Origin of the sequence: Aquipuribacter hungaricus (genome assembly GCF_037860755.1) — a bacterium.
In the GTDB taxonomy this organism is placed as follows: Bacteria; Actinomycetota; Actinomycetes; order Actinomycetales; family JBBAYJ01; genus Aquipuribacter; species Aquipuribacter hungaricus.
The window spans coordinates 1-14,704 of the sequence record NZ_JBBEOI010000083.1; the positions used below are offsets into that span (position 1 = coordinate 1).

The window sequence follows — 14,704 nt, forward strand, 5'->3', positions numbered from 1 at the left end:
GCCCGCCTGGCGCGGGGGCGCCGACGTGCGCGCCGGCTGCCGGGCCTGGGTGCCGCGCGCCAGCCGGACGTCCCTGCCCTGCGGGCCCTTGTCGCCCTGGACGACGCCGTAGGTGACCCGGTCGCCCTCAGCGAGCGAGCCCAGACCGCCGGACAGCGCCCGGACGTGGACGAACACGTCCTCGCCGCCGCCGTCGGGGGTGACGAACCCGAAGCCCTTGTCCACGTCGAACCACGACACCGTGCCGTCGGCGCCGTCGGCCGGCGCGGAGCCGGCAGCGGCATGCCCGCCCCCGGTGCCCGCGGCGCCGGCCCCCGGGCCGAGCGGCAGCACGTGCTCCGCCTGCGGGCCGCGCTCGCCCTCGCCGACGAGGAACGCGACGCGCTGCCCCTCCGACACCACGCCCCCGGACACGATGGCCGAGCTGTGGACGAAGATCTCCGTGCCGCCGCCGTCCGGGGTGACGAAGCCGTAGCCCTTGCCCGGCTCGTACCAGGCCACCGTGCCCAGCAGGCCCAGCGGGGCGCCGGGGGCCACGTCGCCGGTCACCCGGACGCGGCGCGCCTGCGGGCCGCGGTCGCCCTCGCCCACCTCGTACTCCACGGCCTGGCCCTCGCGCAGCACCGTCGCCCCCCCGCCGCCGCCGAGGACCTCGGAGGCGTGGACGAAGAGGTCCTCGCCGCCGTCCTCGGGGGCGAGGAAGCCGAAGCCCCGCTCGGCGTCGAACCAACGGACGGTGCCCTGGGTCACGGGTGCTCCAAGTCGAGGCGGGGGTGGGGTCCCAGTGTGACGGACCGTGCGGGGTGCCCGGCGGGTGCGGAGGCAGGTGCATGATCGACCTCCCACCCCGAGGTCGCGCCCACGGGCACGGCCCGCGACCAGGACCGCCCGGCCCGCGGGCACCAGGAGGAGAGACCCATGTTCGTCGACGACGTGCGCGCGGACCTCACGGCGGCGCTGCGCCGCGGCGACACCCTCACGGTGGGGACGCTGCGCATGCTGCTCACCGCCGTCAAGGAGGCCGAGGTGGCGGGCAAGGTGCAGCGCACCCTGGGCGACGACGAGGTGCACCGGGTCGTGGCCAAGGAGGCGAAGAAGCGCCGCGAGTCCGCGCAGGTGTACGCCGACGCCGGTCGCCCCGAGCTGGCCCGCACGGAGACCGCCGAGGCCGAGGTCCTCGAGGCCTACCTGCCGCAGCAGCTGTCGGAGCAGGAGCTCGCCGCGCTCGTCGACGAGGTCTTCGCCGCGGAGGGCTTCACCGGTCGGGCGCAGATGGGCGCGGCCATGAAGGCCGTGACCGCGCGGGTCCAGGGGCGCGCGGACGGCGGCGCGGTGTCCGCCCTGGTCAGGGCCCGCCTGTCCTGACCTGTCCCGACCCGGACGGACCGGACCCGCCCGGCTCAGCCGGGCGGCAGGTGGCTCTGCTCCCCCGCCCCGTCCAGGACGGTGAGGATCTCGACCGGCCCACCGTGGGCGCCGACCACGTGCGGGGTCATCGTCGAGAACTCGGCCGCGTCCCCCTGCTCCACCAGCAGCGTGCGGTCCCCCAGCCGGAGCAGGGCGGTGCCCGACAGCACGGTGAACCAGTCGCGACCGGGGTGGACGACCATGTCCTCCGGGCCGATAGGGCGCTCCTCGGTGATCCGCATCTTGGCCACGACCACGCCGTCGGCCGCCCTCTCGCGCGACAGCAGCCACACCGTGACCCCGCCCGAGGCCGTGGCCCGGGGCCGGATGACGACGTCCTGCTCGTCGGCGGAGGCGATGAGCTCGTCCAGCGTCGTGCCGAGGGCCCGGGCGATGGGGACGAGCTGGTCCAGCGCGATGCGACGGCTCCCGGTCTCGATCCGGCTGAGGTTCGACGGGCTCAGGTGGCAGCGGGACGCGAGCGCGTCGAGCGTCCAGCCGCGCGACAGCCGGAGGCCGCGGATCCGCTGGCGGACGACGCGGTCGAGATCGGGTCCTTGCTCCATGGGCAAGACTGTATGCCCCGTGCGCACACGGTGCGTACCGTCGACGGCATGACCTCCGACCCACGAACGCACGAGCACACGCACGAGCACACGCACGAGCACACGGACGAGCACACGGACGAGCACACGGACGACCTCGGTCGCCACGAAGGCGGGCACGGCCTGGACCACGACGCAGGCCACGACGCCGGGTACGACGCCGGCCACGACGCCGGGCACGGCGCGGGCCACGGCGGCGGGCACGACGACGACGGCCAGGCCGGCGTGCTCGACCTCGACGCCGTGGTGGTCGGCCACCTGGGCGGGCTCACCGCCTGGGCGCGCGGCCACGCCCCCTGCGCCCCGCGGCGGGTCCTGGACCTGGGTGCGGGCACCGGGACGGGCACGTTCGCCCTGGCGCGCCGGTTCCCGCAGGCCCAGGTGCTCGCCGTCGACTCCTCGCCCGCCATGCTCGACCGGCTCCGGGTCACGGCGTTCGGCCTCGACCTGGGGACGCGGGTGCGGACGCTGCAGGCGGACCTGGACGAGGGGCTCCCCGACGTCGGTCCCGTCGACCTCGCGTGGGCGGCCTCGTCGCTGCACCACCTCCGGCACCCGGACCGGCTCCTGGCCGGGCTGCGGCAGGCGCTCGAGCCGGGCGGCACCGTCCTCGTCGTGGAGATGGACGGCTTCCCCCGCTTCCTGCCCGACGACCTCGGCGCGGGCCGCCCGGGCCTGGAGGACCGGTGCCGGGACGTCATGGCCGCGCAGGGGTGGAACGCCCACCCCGACTGGGGCCCGCACCTGCAGGCCGCCGGGCTGGAGCTGCTCGAGCGACGGGTCTTCTCCTACGAGCCCGTCCCCGCCCCGGCGGCGACCGCCCGCTACGCCCGGCGGGTGCTGTCGGGCGTCCGGTCCAGGCTGGCCGACCGGCTGGCCGCCGACGACGTCCGAGTCCTCGACGTCCTGCTCGACGACGGCGCGCCCGGCTCGCTCGAGCGTCGCGGCGACCTGGTCGTCCGGAGCACCCGGACGGCGTGGGCGGCCCGGCGGGCCTGAGGACCGCGGCTCAGCGGCCGGTGCGGCTGCGGCGCTCCCAGCAGGCGGTGTGCCAGTGGCGCCGGGCGTCGGCGGCCTCGCCGCCGAGGAGCGGGCGCTCCGCCGGCCAGGCGACGACGTGCGGGGTGGCGGGCCGGATCCGGGAGGTGCAGCCGGGGCAGACGTAGTCCTTGGTCGACGTCGCGCCGCTGATCCGCCGCACCACCCAGTCGCCGTCGGCGTGGTGCTCGGTGGTGTCCGGGGTCCCGACCAGGCGCAGCGGCCGCTCCTGCGCCCCGGCGCGCTGCCACTTGGACAGGCCGCGGGAGGAGGGTCGGGACCGGGGCGCCATGCCCCCAGTGTCCCCCGGCGCGGGGCGCCCGCCCGACGCCGCGCGGTCCGGCGGGCCACGCCGGGCGCCTAGGCTCCCGGCGTGCGCATGGTGATCGCCCGCTGCGAGGTGACCTACTCCGGGCGCCTGGACGCCTACCTGCCCCCGGCGACCCGGCTGCTGGTGGTCAAGGCCGACGGCTCGGTGCTCGTGCACTCCGACGGCGGGTCGTACAAGCCGCTGAACTGGATGTCGCCGCCGTGCACGACGACGGTGGAGGCACCGGCGGAGACCGACCCCGAGGGCACCCAGGAGGTGTGGCGCGTCCGGGCCCGCAAGGGCGAGGACGAGCTGCGCGTCGTCGTGCACGAGGTGCTGCACGACCACAGCGTCGACCTGGGGGTGGACCCGGGGCTGGTCAAGGACGGTGTCGAGGCGCACCTGCAGGTCCTCCTCGCCGCGCACACCGACACCTTCGGCGAGGGCATGCGCCTGGTGCGGCGGGAGCACATGACCCCCATCGGCCCGGTCGACCTGCTGCTGCGCGACCAGGCCGGCGCGCACGTGGCCGTGGAGGTCAAGCGGCGGGGCGAGATCGACGGGGTGGAGCAGCTCACCCGCTACCTGGAGCTCATGAACCGGGACCCCATGCTCGCGCCGGTGCGCGGCATCTTCGCCGCGCAGGAGATCAAGCCGCAGGCGCGGGTGCTGGCGACCGACCGGGGCATCGAGTGCGTGGTCGTGGACTACGTCGGGCTGTCCGGTCGCGACGACCCCACCGCCCGGCTCTTCTAGGCGCGGACGGGCGCGAGGTCGTCGACGACCGCGCGCAGGTCGGCCACGAGACCCTCCAGCAGGGTCCCCCCGGTGACCGGCCGGCCGGTGGCCGCGTCGACGCCCCCCAGGCGGGCGAGCGCGGCGCCGTCCAGGGCCGCGAGCAGCAGCCGGGTGCGGGCGGTGCTGCGGCCGGCGGCGCGCAGGACCTGCTCGACCTCGTGCACCAGCGCCGCGTCCCAGCGCTGCAGCGACGCCGCCAGCGCCGGCGCGGTCGCCGCGACGAGCACCTGCTGGAGCGTGCCGCGCACCCGCCCCGCCTCGGGGCCGCCGTCGGAGGGGTCGAACCAGACCCGCACGAGGGTCTCCTCCCAGGGCAGGCCCGACCCCGCGGCCGAGGCCGCGAGCTGGCCGGCACGGCGGCGGTAGCCGGTGAACAGCTCCTCGGCCGCCTCCGCGAGCAGCGCGTCGACGCCCGGGAAGTAGTACGACACCGCCGCCAGGGGGACCTGGGCCCGGCCGGCCACCGCGCGGGCGGTGACGGCGGAGGGTCCCCCCTCCCCCAGCAGGGCCGACGCGGCCGCGACCAGGGCGGCGCGCCGCTGGCCGCCCCTGCCGGTCCCCGCGGTCACCGGCTGGTGAGCTGCAGGCCGACGACCCCGGCGACGACGAGCACGATGCTCAGCAGCCGCGCCGCACCGGCGGGCTCGCCGAACCACACCATGCCGACCACGGCGGTGCCGACCGCGCCGATACCCACCCAGACCGCGTAGGCGCTCCCGACCGGCAGGGTCCGCAGGCCGGCGTTGAGCAGCGAGAAGCTGACGGCGGCCGCGGCGACGAAGGCGACCGACCAGCCGACGTGGCGGAACCCGTCCGACAGCTTGAGCGACACGGCGAACACGGTCTCGAACAGACCGGCGACGACGACCAGGACCCAGGCCACGAGAGCATCCCTCCTCGACTGGTACGGACGTACCAGACTGGGACGACCGTACCACTCCGTCACGGCGCCGAGGGGGTGGCGTCGAGGGGGCGGTGCTCGGCGGCGGCGCCTAGGGGGCGGTGCGCAGCACCTCGCCGGCCAGGGCGACGTCGGCGGGGAACACCATGACGCGGGGACCGTCCGTGGTCGGGGCGAGCGTGGCGCGGATGCCGTGCTCGACGAGCCGCTGGCGCAGCATCTCGGCCTCGACGAACGTGCCGGGCTTGGCCACGGCCGTGAGCAGGCCGTACTCCTCCTCGGTCCCGGTCTGCGGCCGGCGCGACACCACGGACCGGCCGTGGCTGAAGGTCCACCGCAGCAGCACGACGAGCACGACCACGAGCCCGAGCGCGACCAGCGGGCCGAACGCGTAGCTGTAGCTCTCCCAGGTGGCCACGGGCCCAGTGTGCGCCTGCCGCGGCCGGCCGCGCCCCGCGGGTCGCGGCTGCCGCAGGGGGCGTCCTCTGCGAGGCCCGTCTGCGGAGGCCGGTCCGGGGGCGCCGACCTAGGCTGCAGCCCGTGGTCATCCTCTCGCGCATCTACACCAAGACCGGTGACGCCGGCACGACCGACCTGGGCGACATGTCGCGCACGCACAAGACCGACACCCGCCTGGTCGCCTACGCCGACACCGACGAGGCCAACTGCGCCATCGGCGAGGTGCTGGCCGGCGCGGCGCGGGCCGAGCTCGACGAGGACGTCGCCGAGCTGCTGCTGCGGGTCCAGAACGACCTGTTCGACGTCGGGGCCGACCTGTGCACGCCGCTGCGCCCGTCGTACGAGTACCCGCCGCTGCGCGTCACGGAGGCCTACGTCACCGACCTCGAGGCCGCGATCGACACCTACAACGCGGACCTGCCCAAGCTGCGCTCGTTCGTGCTGCCCGGCGGCACCCTGGCGGCGGCCCTGCTGCACACCGCCCGCACCGTGGTCCGCCGAGCGGAGCGCTCGACCTGGGAGGCGCTCGAGCGCTACGGCAGCGAGGCGGTGCCGGCCGAGGACGGCCACGGCGGCGTCAACAGCCTCACCGCGCAGTACCTCAACCGGCTCTCGGACCTGCTCTTCGTCCTGTCGCGGTACGCCAACCGCAGCGTCGGCGACGTCATGTGGGCCCCCGGCGGCGGCCGTCAGGCCGACCCGGGCGCACCGTCGGCGGCCGACCCGTCGACCACCGGTCCTGGCGTCCCGACGACGGACACCTTCGCCCCGTCCTGAGACCCGCCCACGACGACGGGCCCCCAGGGACGGACCCCTGGCTCAGGCGACGTTGACGCCGCGCCCCGGGGGCCCGGACTCGGCCCACAGCACGAGCGCCGACGCCGACGACGCCGGCACGGCGAGCTCCACGTCGCCGGAGCGGGTGGTCCCGCGCAGCACCGTGAGGCCGGGCGGCACGCCCTCGCCGTCGTCGGAGGACCGGCGCCCGCTGAGCTCGATCTCGCAGCGCTCGAACACCAGCGACCGGGACGCCAGGAGCGTGTAGGCCGGGAACCAGCGCAGTGCGGCCGGGTCGAAGCGGGCGGCGCCGCGGCGCCACCTGCCGGCCCGCCCCCGGACGTCGGGCAGCCGGACGAAGCACTCGAACGCCCCGAGCCCGGCGACGAAGCGGCGCCACTGGAGCACCACCGACACCACGGTCGTCACGACCGCGACGAGCACGCCCAGCAGGAGGGCGAGCCCGACGGACACGTGCAGCCAGGGGACCTCGTCGTCGAGGACCCCCGGTCCGCCCACCCCGAGCGGCAGCCCCAGCAGCAGCGCGTCCGTCGGCGTGGTCCCGTCAGGCCTTCGCGGACCCCGGGTGCACCTGCACCCGCTGCGCGACGATCGTCACGAGGTCGTGGTCGACGGACATGAAGCCCGACGAGACGTCCGCGACGACGCGCTCCCCGCTGCTGCCCGTGACCGAGACCGGCCCGTCGGCGAGCAGCGACAGGAACGGCTCGTGCCCCGGCAGGACACCGAGCGAGCCGTCCGGCGTGACCGCCGAGACCATGCTGGCCTCGCCGGTCCACACCTCGCGGTCCGCGGCGACGAGCTGCACCTGCAGCGCCATCAGGACCCGGTCTCCTTCTGGATCCGGTCCCACTGGCGCAGGACGTCGTCGAGCCCGCCGACGTTGTAGAACGCCTGCTCGGCGACGTGGTCGAGCTCGCCGTCGGCGATCTTCGAGAAGCCCTCGATGGTGTCCGCGAGCGGCACCGTCGACCCGGGGACCGAGGTGAACTTCTCGGCCATGTACGTGTTCTGGGACAGGAACTGCTCGATCCGGCGCGCACGGTTGACGACCAGCTTGTCCTCCTCGGACAGCTCGTCGACACCGAGGATGGCGATGATGTCCTGCAGCTCCTTGTTGCGCTGAAGGATCTGCTTGACGCGGGTCGCCGTGCGGTAGTGCTCCTCGGAGATGAACCGCGGGTCGAGGATCCGGGAGTTGGACGTCAGCGGGTCCACGGCCGGGTACAGACCGCGGGAGGCGATGTCGCGGCTCAGCGCCGTGGTCGCGTCCAGGTGGGCGAACGTCGTGGCCGGCGCCGGGTCGGTGTAGTCGTCGGCGGGGACGTAGACGGCCTGCAGCGAGGTGATGGAGTGGCCGCGCGTGGAGGTGATCCGCTCCTGGAGCTGGCCCATCTCGTCGGCGAGGTTCGGCTGGTAGCCGACGGCGCTGGGCATGCGGCCCAGCAGGGTCGACACCTCGGAGCCGGCCTGCGTGAACCGGAAGATGTTGTCGATGAACAGCAGCACGTCCTGGCCCTGGACGTCGCGGAAGTACTCCGCCATCGTCAGCGCCGACAGCGCCACGCGCAGGCGCGTGCCCGGCGGCTCGTCCATCTGGCCGAAGACCAGGGCGGTCTTGTCGATGACGCCGGACTCGGTCATCTCGCCGATGAGGTCGTTGCCCTCACGGGTGCGCTCGCCGACACCGGCGAACACCGACACACCACCGAAGTTCTCGGCGACGCGGTAGATCATCTCCTGGATGAGGACGGTCTTGCCGACGCCGGCGCCGCCGAACAGGCCGATCTTGCCGCCCTGGACATAGGGGGTCAGCAGGTCGATGACCTTGATGCCGGTCTCGAACATCTGGGTCTTGGACTCCAGCTGGTCGAACGCCGGGGCCGTGCGGTGGATGGGCCAGCGCTCCTTGACCTCGAACGTCTCGCCCTCCTTGAGGTTGAGGACGTCGCCGATGGTGTTGAAGACCTTGCCCTTGGTCTGGTCGCCGACGGGCACCGTGATGGGCTCGCCGGTGTCCACGACCGTGGCGCCGCGGACCATGCCGTCGGTGGGCTGCATGGAGATCGCGCGGACCAGGTTGTCGCCGATGTGCTGGGCGACCTCGAGCGTCAGCGTGCGGGTGGTCTCGCCGATGACGACGTCGGACTTGAGGGCGGCGTAGATGTCCGGCATGGCGTCGACGGGGAACTCGATGTCGACGACCGGGCCGATGACGCGGGAGACGCGGCCGGTGCCGGCGACCTTGGCAGACGACTGCTCGGAGGCGGTGGCGGTCATGGGAGTTCCTTCCGTCGTGCTGGTCATGATTCGGCTCCGGAGGAGGCGAGAGCGTCGGCGCCGCCGACGATCTCGCTGATCTCCTGGGTGATGGCCGCCTGGCGGGCGGCGTTGGCCTGCTGCTCGAGCTTGCGGATGAGGTCCGAGGCGTTGTCCGTCGCGGACTTCATGGCCTGCTGCCGTGCCGCCAGCTCGGAGGCGGCGGCGGAGAGCATGGCGGAGTAGATCCGGCTCTGGATGTACTGCGGGAGCAGCGCGTCCAGCACGGTGGCCGGGTCCGGCTCGAAGGCGTACAGCGGCTGCAGGTCCGACGTGACCTCCTGCTGCACCGCGGCGACCTCGTCGACGACCTCGACGGGCAGCAGGCGGATGACCGTCGGCTCCTGCTTGACCATGTTGACGAAGCGGGTGAAGACGATGTTGATCTCGTCGACGCCGCCGTCGTCGCTGCCGCGCAGGAAGGCGTCGACCAGGGTCTGGCCCACCTCCTTGGCCACGTCGAACTGCGGCGCGTCGGAGTCACCGGTCCACGACTGCTCGACGTGGCGGTTGCGGAAGGCGTAGAAGGCCGTCCCCTTGCGCCCCATGAGGTACGGCACGACCTCCTTGCCGGAGCCGCGCAGCCGCTCGGCGAGCCGGTCGCCCTCGCGGATGACCGCGGAGGAGTACGAGCCGGCCAGGCCGCGGTCGGCCGTGATGAGGAGCACGGCCGCACGACGGATCTCGGCCCGCTCCGTCGTCAGCGGGTGGTCGACGTCGGAGAAGCTCGACAGGGCGGACACCGCACGCGTGATGGCGCGTGCGTACGGTGCCGCCTCCTTGCTGCGCTGCTGGGCCTTGACGATGCGCGAGGCCGCGATGAGCTCCATCGCGCGGGTGATCTTCTTGGTCGAGGTCACCGAGCGGATGCGCTGTCGGTAGACCCGCAGCGAAGCTGCCATAGGGGTGTCGTCGTCCTTCCGTGACCTGCGTGGGCCGTGCCGTCCGTGGGCGCGTCAGCGCTTCTGGCGGACGATCTGCTCCTGGTTGACGTCGTCCTCGTCGATGGCGGAGACCTCGTCGTCGTGGCCGGGGGCGCCGATGGCCTGCCCCTTCCCGCCGCGGAAGCCCTGCTTGACCTCGGTGACCGCACGCTCGAGCTCGGCGATCGCGTCGTCCTCCAGCTTGCCCGTCTCTCGGATGGCGGGCAGGACCAGCTGGTGGCGGCGCAGGTGGTCGATGAACTCCTGCTCGAAGCGCAGCACGTCCTCCGCCGGGACGTCGTCGAGCTTGCCGGTCGTGCCGGCCCAGATCGAGACGACCTGCTCCTCGACGGGGTACGGCGTGTACTGCGGCTGCTTGAGCAGCTCGACCAGGCGCTCGCCGCGGGCGAGCTGGGCACGGCTGGCCGCGTCCAGGTCGGAGGCGAACATGGCGAAGGCCTCGAGGGCGCGGTACTGCGCGAGGTAGGTGCGCAGCGAGCCGGAGACCGACTTCATGGCCTTGACCTGCGCGGCGCCGCCGACGCGGGACACGGAGATGCCGACGTTGATGGCCGGGCGGACGTTGGCGTTGAACAGGTCGGACTCGAAGAAGCACTGGCCGTCGGTGATCGAGATGACGTTGGTCGGGATGAAGGCCGACACGTCGTTGGCCTTCGTCTCGATCATCGGCAGGCCGGTCATCGAGCCGCCGCCCATCTCGTCCGACAGCTTCGCGCAGCGCTCCAGCAGGCGGGAGTGCAGGTAGAAGACGTCGCCGGGGTAGGCCTCGCGGCCCGGCGGGCGGCGCAGCAGCAGGGACACCGAGCGGTAGGCCTCGGCCTGCTTGGACAGGTCGTCGAAGATGATGAGGACGTGCTTGCCGGCGTACATCCAGTGCTGGCCGATGGCCGAGCCGGTGTACGGGGCGAGGTACTTGAAGCCCGCGGGGTCCGAGGCGGGGGCCGCGACGATGGTGGTGTACTCCAGCGCGCCCGCGTCCTGCAGCGCACCGCGCACGCCGGAGATGGTCGAGCCCTTCTGGCCGATGGCGACGTAGATGCAGCGGACCTGCTTGCTGGGGTCGCCGGACTCCCAGTTGGCCTTCTGGTTGATGATCGTGTCGATCGCCACCGCGGTCTTGCCGGTCTGGCGGTCGCCGATGAGCAGCTGGCGCTGGCCGCGGCCGATCGGGGTCATCGCGTCGATGGCCTTGATCCCGGTCTGCAGGGGCTGGCGGACCTCCTGGCGGTCCATGACGCCGGCGGCCTGCAGCTCCAGGGCGCGGCGGGTCTCGGGGACGATCTCGCCGAGGCCGTCGATCGGGGTGCCCAGCGGGTCCACGACCCGGCCGAGGTAGCCGTCGCCGACGGGGACCGAGAGCACCTCGCCGGTGCGGCGGACCTCGAGGCCCTCCTCGATGCCGGTGAACTGGCCCAGCACGACGACACCGATCTCGCGGACGTCGAGGTTCAGCGCGAGGCCGAGGGTGCCGGCCTCGTCGCCGAAGCGGACGAGCTCGTTGGCCATGACGCCGGGCAGGCCCTCGACGTGGGCGATGCCGTCGCCGGCGTCGGTGACGCGGCCGACCTCCTCGGTCGAGGCGCCGGTGGGCTCGTAGGACCGGACGAACTCGTCGAGCGCGTCGCGGATCTCCTCCGGACGGATGGTGAGCTCGGACATCTCGGTGCTCCTCGTGTCTGGTGTCTGGTGCTGGCTGCTGCCGTGCTGTCGAGGTCGGGGACCTCGTCGTGCCAGGGTGCCGCGGTCAGCGGCCGAGCTGCTCGGCGGCCTCGTCGAGGCGGCGCGAGACGGTGCCGTCGATGACGTCGTCACCGATCTGCACGCGGACCCCGCCCACGACCGACGGGTCGACGTCGACGGCCAGGCGGACCTGGCGGCCGTACTTCTGCGTGAGCGCGGCGACGAGGCGGTGCTGCTGCTCGTCGGTGGGCCAGGCCGCCACGGTGACGTGGGCGACGAGGCGCTGGCGGCGGCGGGCGGCCGCCTGGGTGACGAACTCGAACGCCGCCTCGGGGCGGCGGCCGCGCGGGTTGGACGCCATCCGCCGCACGAGCATGCGGGTCTCCGGCGCACCGCCGCCGACCAGGCGGCCGACGAGGTCGGCCCTGGCGCCGGTGGACGCCCGGCGCTCGAGCAGCGCCGAGCGGACGCCCTGGTCGCGGGTGAGGAGGGTCGCCGAGCGGGAGACCTCCTCCTCGACCAGGTCGAGGCGGCCCGAGGTCTCGGCCGCCGCGAGGACGGTGTCCACGGCGAGGACCTCGACGGAGTCCGCGAGGTCGTGGGCGGCGCTCCACCGCGACCGGGCGGCACCGCCGAGCAGGTCCGCCGTGTCCGGCGACACCTTGCCCTGCAGCAGCCGCTCGAGCAGCCGCGCCTTGGACTCCCCGTCCCGCGAGGGGTCGGTGAGGGCCCGGCGCAGCGGGACGGAGGAGTCCAGCAGGTCGACGACCGCGAACAGCTCGGTGCCCAGCCGCTCCCGCGCCCCGGCGTCCTGGGTGCGGTCGAGCAGGGCCTCGAGCCGCTCGGCGGCCTCGGCGTGCGAGGTACGGCTGACTCCGCGCATCAGGCGGTGCCACCACCCACGGAGCTCGACCCGGCGCGGCCCGCCGCCTCGTACGAGGCGGCGCTCTGCGCCTCCTCGCGCTCGGCACGGGCACGCTCGGCGGCCTGCGCGCGCTCGGCGTCGCCCCGCTCGAGGTCGGCGAGGAACCGGTCGACCACGCGCCGCTGGCGGTCGTCGTCGGACAGGGACTCCCCGACCACGCGACCGGCGAGGTCGACGGCGAGCCGGCCCACCTCGCGGTGCAGCTGCGCGAGGGCCTGCTGGCGCTCGGCCTCGAGCTGGCGCTGGGCCTGCTCGGTGACGCGGTCGGCCTCGCTCTGGGCGCGCTCGCGCATCTCGGCGATGATCGCCGCACCCTCGCCACGGGCCTGCTCGCGGATGCGGCCGGCCTCCTCGCGCGCCTCGGCGAGCTGGTCGCCGTAGGCCTTGAGCTTCGCGTCGGCCTCGGCCTGCGCGCGCTCCGCCTTCTCCAGCCCGCCCTGGATCTTCGCGGTCCGGTCGTCCAGCACCGACAGGTACTTCGGCAGCACGAACTTCCAGAACAGGACGAAGAGGACGACGAAGACGACCAGCGACCAGACGATGTCGTACGTCGCCGGGAGGAGGACGGAGCCCTCGCTCTCGGAGGCGAGGACCGCGGTCACGGGGCGGGGCGTGGCCATCAGGCCGCGGGGAAGACGAAGCCGGCCGCGAACCCGATCAGGGCCAGGGCCTCGGTGAAGGCGATGCCGAGGAACATCGTGGTCTGGAGGCGGCCGGCCATCTCGGGCTGGCGCGCCTGGCCCTCGACGGTCTTGCCGACGAGGACGCCGATGCCGATGCCGGGGCCGATCGCCGCGAGGCCGTAGCCGACCGTGGCGATGTTGCCGACGAGGCCGGCCAGAACGGTGCTGTCCACAGGGGTGGTCCTTTCAGGTGGGGTGGTCAGTGCTCCGGGTGGAGCGCACCGCTGATGTACACGGCGGTGAGCAGGGTGAAGATGTACGCCTGGAGGACGGCGACGAGGACCTCGAAGAGCGTGAAGGCGAACCCGCCGACGAGGGTGAGCAGGAAGAACGCCCCGACCGCGTTGCCGCTCAGGGCCTCGCCGAGGAAGTAGTCCGTCGCCGAGAAGCACAGCACGAGCAGCAGGTGCCCGGCGATGAGGTTGGCGAGCAGACGGATCGTCAGCGAGAACGGCCGGATGATGAACGTCGAGGCGAACTCGATGGGCGTCACCAGGACGTACAGGGGCTTGGGCACCCCCGGCGGGAAGAGGTTGCTCTTGAGGTACCCGCCGGCGCCCTGCGCACGGACGCCCACGACGATGAACGTCAGGTAGGCGACGACCGCCAGCAGCAGCGGGACGCCGATGACGCTCGTGCCGCCGATGTTGAGGAACGGGATGACGCCCGTGATGTTCAGGGCGAAGACCATGAAGAAGATCGTCGCGAGCAGCGGCAGGTACTTGCGGCCGTCCTTGAGCCCGAGGATCTGCTCCGCGACCTGCGTGCGGACCAGGTCGAGCATGAGCTCCACCGTGGAGGTGAACCGGCTCGGCACCAGGCGCGAGCGGCGCACGAAGAGCGCGAAGATCACGAGCACGGCCACCGTGGCGATGAGCCGGACCATCATGATCCGGTTCATCTCGAACGGCGTCCCGACGAACAGGAAGCTCTCCGGGAAGAACTCGCCGATCTCGGGGGCGTGGAACCCGTCCTCGGAGTGCTCCTCGGCGGACATCGGTAGCGCGGCGAACGCGTTCAGCGTCGTCAGCGTCGACTCCCGGGGTCTGGCCGGTACGGGGACCGGCTGGCGAGCAGAGGGGACCGGGGCGGCGACCACAGCATGGTGATCATCCGCCCGCGGACGCTGGGAACCCTACCGGAACCGGCGGGCGGGACCGCACCACCCCCGGCGGCGGGCGGCCCGCTCCGGCCGGTCGCGCGCCGGGCGGTGGCCGCGGCCACGGGTCCCCGGGCGACCCCGCGGTCGACGATGACTGCGCGGACGCCGGTATCGCGCTCCCACCGGACGAGGCAGTCGATGAGGACTGCGCGGACGCCGGTCCTGGAGCCTGAGGCGGCGTCGCGGTCGATGACGACTGCGCGGACGCCGTCGCTGACGGTGCCCTGCAGCCCTCAGCGGCCCGAGGTGTCCACGTAGGGGATGCGGGCGGAGGTGAGCGCGCGGAACTCCGCGAACAGGGTGCACACCATGCCGACGACGATGCCGACGAACAGGGCGACGGGGTCGTAGAAGTCCGCGTCGCGCAGGAGGAACAGGACGACCCCGACCACGATGACCTTGACCAGCCACGAGCCCAGCACCCAGCCGGCGACGACGACGGGGTCGCCGCCGGCGGTCCGGGCGCCGACGAGCGCGGTCGTGGCCAGGAACGCCAGGGACACCGCGAACCCGATGAGCGCGCCCCACACCCCGGGCCAGCCGACGAGCAGGAAGGCCACGACGGCCGTCACCAGGGCAGCGACCCCGCAGGCGAGCGCCGCGGTCGCCACCGCCCGGCGCAGCGCGGCCCGCAGCGCGGCACCCGCCTCCCCGCCGCCGGGCTGGCCGGCGGGG

The 14,704-nt window shown here is 73.8% G+C and carries 20 protein-coding genes; 4 read left to right on the top strand and 16 right to left on the bottom strand.

Annotation, left to right across the window (positions count from 1 at the left end):
* Nucleotides 1-750 (bottom strand): cold-shock protein (locus WCS02_RS10400; RefSeq protein WP_340292775.1); only part of this gene is annotated, 750 nt, incomplete at its 3' end.
* 168 nt (nt 751-918) lie between these two features.
* Here WCS02_RS10400 and WCS02_RS10405 point away from each other — a divergent pair.
* Entirely contained in the window at nt 919-1,365 is a 447-nt protein-coding gene (locus WCS02_RS10405; protein ID WP_340292777.1) for a GatB/YqeY domain-containing protein, read from the top strand.
* A 35-nt stretch (nt 1,366-1,400) separates the two neighbouring features.
* Here the strand turns inward: WCS02_RS10405 and WCS02_RS10410 are convergent, their stop codons facing one another.
* Nucleotides 1,401-1,973 (bottom strand): helix-turn-helix domain-containing protein, encoded by a 573-nt coding sequence (locus WCS02_RS10410; RefSeq protein WP_340292779.1) that lies wholly within the window; start codon nt 1,971-1,973, stop codon nt 1,401-1,403.
* Between the two features lie 48 nt (nt 1,974-2,021).
* Between WCS02_RS10410 and WCS02_RS10415 the strand changes: the two genes are divergently transcribed.
* On the top strand, nt 2,022-3,011 hold the full coding sequence (locus WCS02_RS10415; RefSeq protein WP_340292781.1) for a class I SAM-dependent methyltransferase: 990 nt from the start codon (nt 2,022-2,024) through the stop codon (nt 3,009-3,011).
* A gap of 10 nt (nt 3,012-3,021) precedes the next feature.
* Here the strand turns inward: WCS02_RS10415 and WCS02_RS10420 are convergent, their stop codons facing one another.
* Nucleotides 3,022-3,342 (bottom strand): hypothetical protein, encoded by a 321-nt coding sequence (locus WCS02_RS10420; protein WP_340292783.1) that lies wholly within the window; start codon nt 3,340-3,342, stop codon nt 3,022-3,024.
* 81 nt (nt 3,343-3,423) lie between these two features.
* On the opposite strand from WCS02_RS10420, the gene nucS reads away from it, so the two are divergent.
* Nucleotides 3,424-4,116, top strand: a complete 693-nt coding sequence (nucS, locus tag WCS02_RS10425) for an endonuclease NucS (protein ID WP_340292785.1) — start codon at nt 3,424-3,426, stop codon at nt 4,114-4,116.
* Here the strand turns inward: nucS and WCS02_RS10430 are convergent.
* From WCS02_RS10430 to WCS02_RS10440, 3 genes are all read right to left on the bottom strand, one after another.
* Complete coding sequence (locus WCS02_RS10430) at nt 4,113-4,727, bottom strand: TetR family transcriptional regulator (protein WP_340292787.1); 615 nt, start codon at nt 4,725-4,727, stop codon at nt 4,113-4,115. The two genes, nucS and WCS02_RS10430, sit on opposite strands and share 4 nt — an antisense overlap.
* Complete coding sequence (locus tag WCS02_RS10435; protein WP_340292789.1) at nt 4,724-5,041, bottom strand: DMT family transporter; 318 nt, start codon at nt 5,039-5,041, stop codon at nt 4,724-4,726. Before WCS02_RS10435 ends, WCS02_RS10430 begins: the two co-directional genes overlap by 4 nt.
* Before the next feature lie 109 nt (nt 5,042-5,150).
* Entirely contained in the window at nt 5,151-5,477 is a 327-nt protein-coding gene (locus WCS02_RS10440; RefSeq protein ID WP_340292791.1) for a hypothetical protein, read from the bottom strand.
* Nucleotides 5,478-5,599: 122 nt separating this feature from the next.
* Between WCS02_RS10440 and WCS02_RS10445 the strand changes: the two genes are divergently transcribed.
* Nucleotides 5,600-6,295 carry a cob(I)yrinic acid a,c-diamide adenosyltransferase gene (locus WCS02_RS10445; protein WP_340292792.1) on the top strand — a complete coding sequence of 232 codons (696 nt, stop codon included), beginning with the start codon at nt 5,600-5,602 and terminating at the stop codon, nt 6,293-6,295.
* Between the two features lie 42 nt (nt 6,296-6,337).
* Here the strand turns inward: WCS02_RS10445 and WCS02_RS10450 are convergent, their stop codons facing one another.
* From WCS02_RS10450 to WCS02_RS10495, 10 genes are all read right to left on the bottom strand, one after another.
* On the bottom strand, nt 6,338-6,814 hold the full coding sequence (locus WCS02_RS10450) for a DUF2550 family protein (RefSeq protein WP_340292793.1): 477 nt from the start codon (nt 6,812-6,814) through the stop codon (nt 6,338-6,340).
* A gap of 46 nt (nt 6,815-6,860) precedes the next feature.
* Nucleotides 6,861-7,136, bottom strand: coding sequence for a F0F1 ATP synthase subunit epsilon (locus tag WCS02_RS10455; protein ID WP_340292795.1), 276 nt, complete (start codon nt 7,134-7,136; stop codon nt 6,861-6,863).
* Complete coding sequence (atpD, locus tag WCS02_RS10460; RefSeq protein WP_340292797.1) at nt 7,136-8,596, bottom strand: F0F1 ATP synthase subunit beta; 1,461 nt, start codon at nt 8,594-8,596, stop codon at nt 7,136-7,138. The genes WCS02_RS10455 and atpD overlap by 1 nt, the downstream gene beginning before the upstream one ends.
* A 23-nt stretch (nt 8,597-8,619) precedes the next feature.
* Nucleotides 8,620-9,537 (bottom strand): F0F1 ATP synthase subunit gamma, encoded by a 918-nt coding sequence (locus WCS02_RS10465; RefSeq protein WP_340292799.1) that lies wholly within the window; start codon nt 9,535-9,537, stop codon nt 8,620-8,622.
* Nucleotides 9,538-9,591: 54 nt separating this feature from the next.
* Nucleotides 9,592-11,238, bottom strand: a complete 1,647-nt coding sequence (gene atpA / locus WCS02_RS10470) for a F0F1 ATP synthase subunit alpha (RefSeq protein ID WP_340292801.1) — start codon at nt 11,236-11,238, stop codon at nt 9,592-9,594.
* An 85-nt stretch (nt 11,239-11,323) separates the two neighbouring features.
* Complete coding sequence (locus WCS02_RS10475; protein WP_340292803.1) at nt 11,324-12,142, bottom strand: F0F1 ATP synthase subunit delta; 819 nt, start codon at nt 12,140-12,142, stop codon at nt 11,324-11,326.
* Nucleotides 12,142-12,786: a F0F1 ATP synthase subunit B gene (locus tag WCS02_RS10480; RefSeq protein ID WP_340292805.1), complete on the bottom strand. Its 645-nt coding sequence runs from the start codon at nt 12,784-12,786 to the stop codon at nt 12,142-12,144. The genes WCS02_RS10475 and WCS02_RS10480 overlap by 1 nt, the downstream gene beginning before the upstream one ends.
* Before the next feature lie 17 nt (nt 12,787-12,803).
* Complete coding sequence (locus WCS02_RS10485) at nt 12,804-13,040, bottom strand: ATP synthase F0 subunit C (RefSeq protein WP_340292807.1); 237 nt, start codon at nt 13,038-13,040, stop codon at nt 12,804-12,806.
* Nucleotides 13,041-13,066: 26 nt separating this feature from the next.
* Nucleotides 13,067-13,864 carry a F0F1 ATP synthase subunit A gene (gene atpB, locus WCS02_RS10490; protein ID WP_376984081.1) on the bottom strand — a complete coding sequence of 266 codons (798 nt, stop codon included), beginning with the start codon at nt 13,862-13,864 and terminating at the stop codon, nt 13,067-13,069.
* Nucleotides 13,865-14,262: 398 nt separating this feature from the next.
* On the bottom strand, nt 14,263-14,704 hold a 442-nt coding region (locus WCS02_RS10495; RefSeq protein WP_340292811.1), incomplete at its 5' end, for a Cg1360 family ATP-synthase-associated protein.

Bases quoted from the DNA above. Each gene is read 5' to 3' on its own strand.
- atpB (WP_376984081.1), bottom strand. From the start codon at position 13,864: ATGTCCGCCGAGGAGCACTCCGAGGACGGGTTCCACGCCCCCGAGATC.
- WCS02_RS10455 (WP_340292795.1), bottom strand. From the start codon at position 7,136: ATGGCGCTGCAGGTGCAGCTCGTCGCCGCGGACCGCGAGGTGTGGACC.
- WCS02_RS10475 (WP_340292803.1), bottom strand. From the start codon at position 12,142: ATGCGCGGAGTCAGCCGTACCTCGCACGCCGAGGCCGCCGAGCGGCTC.
- atpA (WP_340292801.1), bottom strand. From the start codon at position 11,238: ATGTCCGAGCTCACCATCCGTCCGGAGGAGATCCGCGACGCGCTCGAC.
- atpD (WP_340292797.1), bottom strand. From the start codon at position 8,596: ATGACCGCCACCGCCTCCGAGCAGTCGTCTGCCAAGGTCGCCGGCACC.
- WCS02_RS10415 (WP_340292781.1), top strand. From the start codon at position 2,022: ATGACCTCCGACCCACGAACGCACGAGCACACGCACGAGCACACGCAC.
- WCS02_RS10465 (WP_340292799.1), bottom strand. From the start codon at position 9,537: ATGGCAGCTTCGCTGCGGGTCTACCGACAGCGCATCCGCTCGGTGACC.
- WCS02_RS10405 (WP_340292777.1), top strand. From the start codon at position 919: ATGTTCGTCGACGACGTGCGCGCGGACCTCACGGCGGCGCTGCGCCGC.
- WCS02_RS10410 (WP_340292779.1), bottom strand. From the start codon at position 1,973: ATGGAGCAAGGACCCGATCTCGACCGCGTCGTCCGCCAGCGGATCCGC.
- WCS02_RS10420 (WP_340292783.1), bottom strand. From the start codon at position 3,342: ATGGCGCCCCGGTCCCGACCCTCCTCCCGCGGCCTGTCCAAGTGGCAG.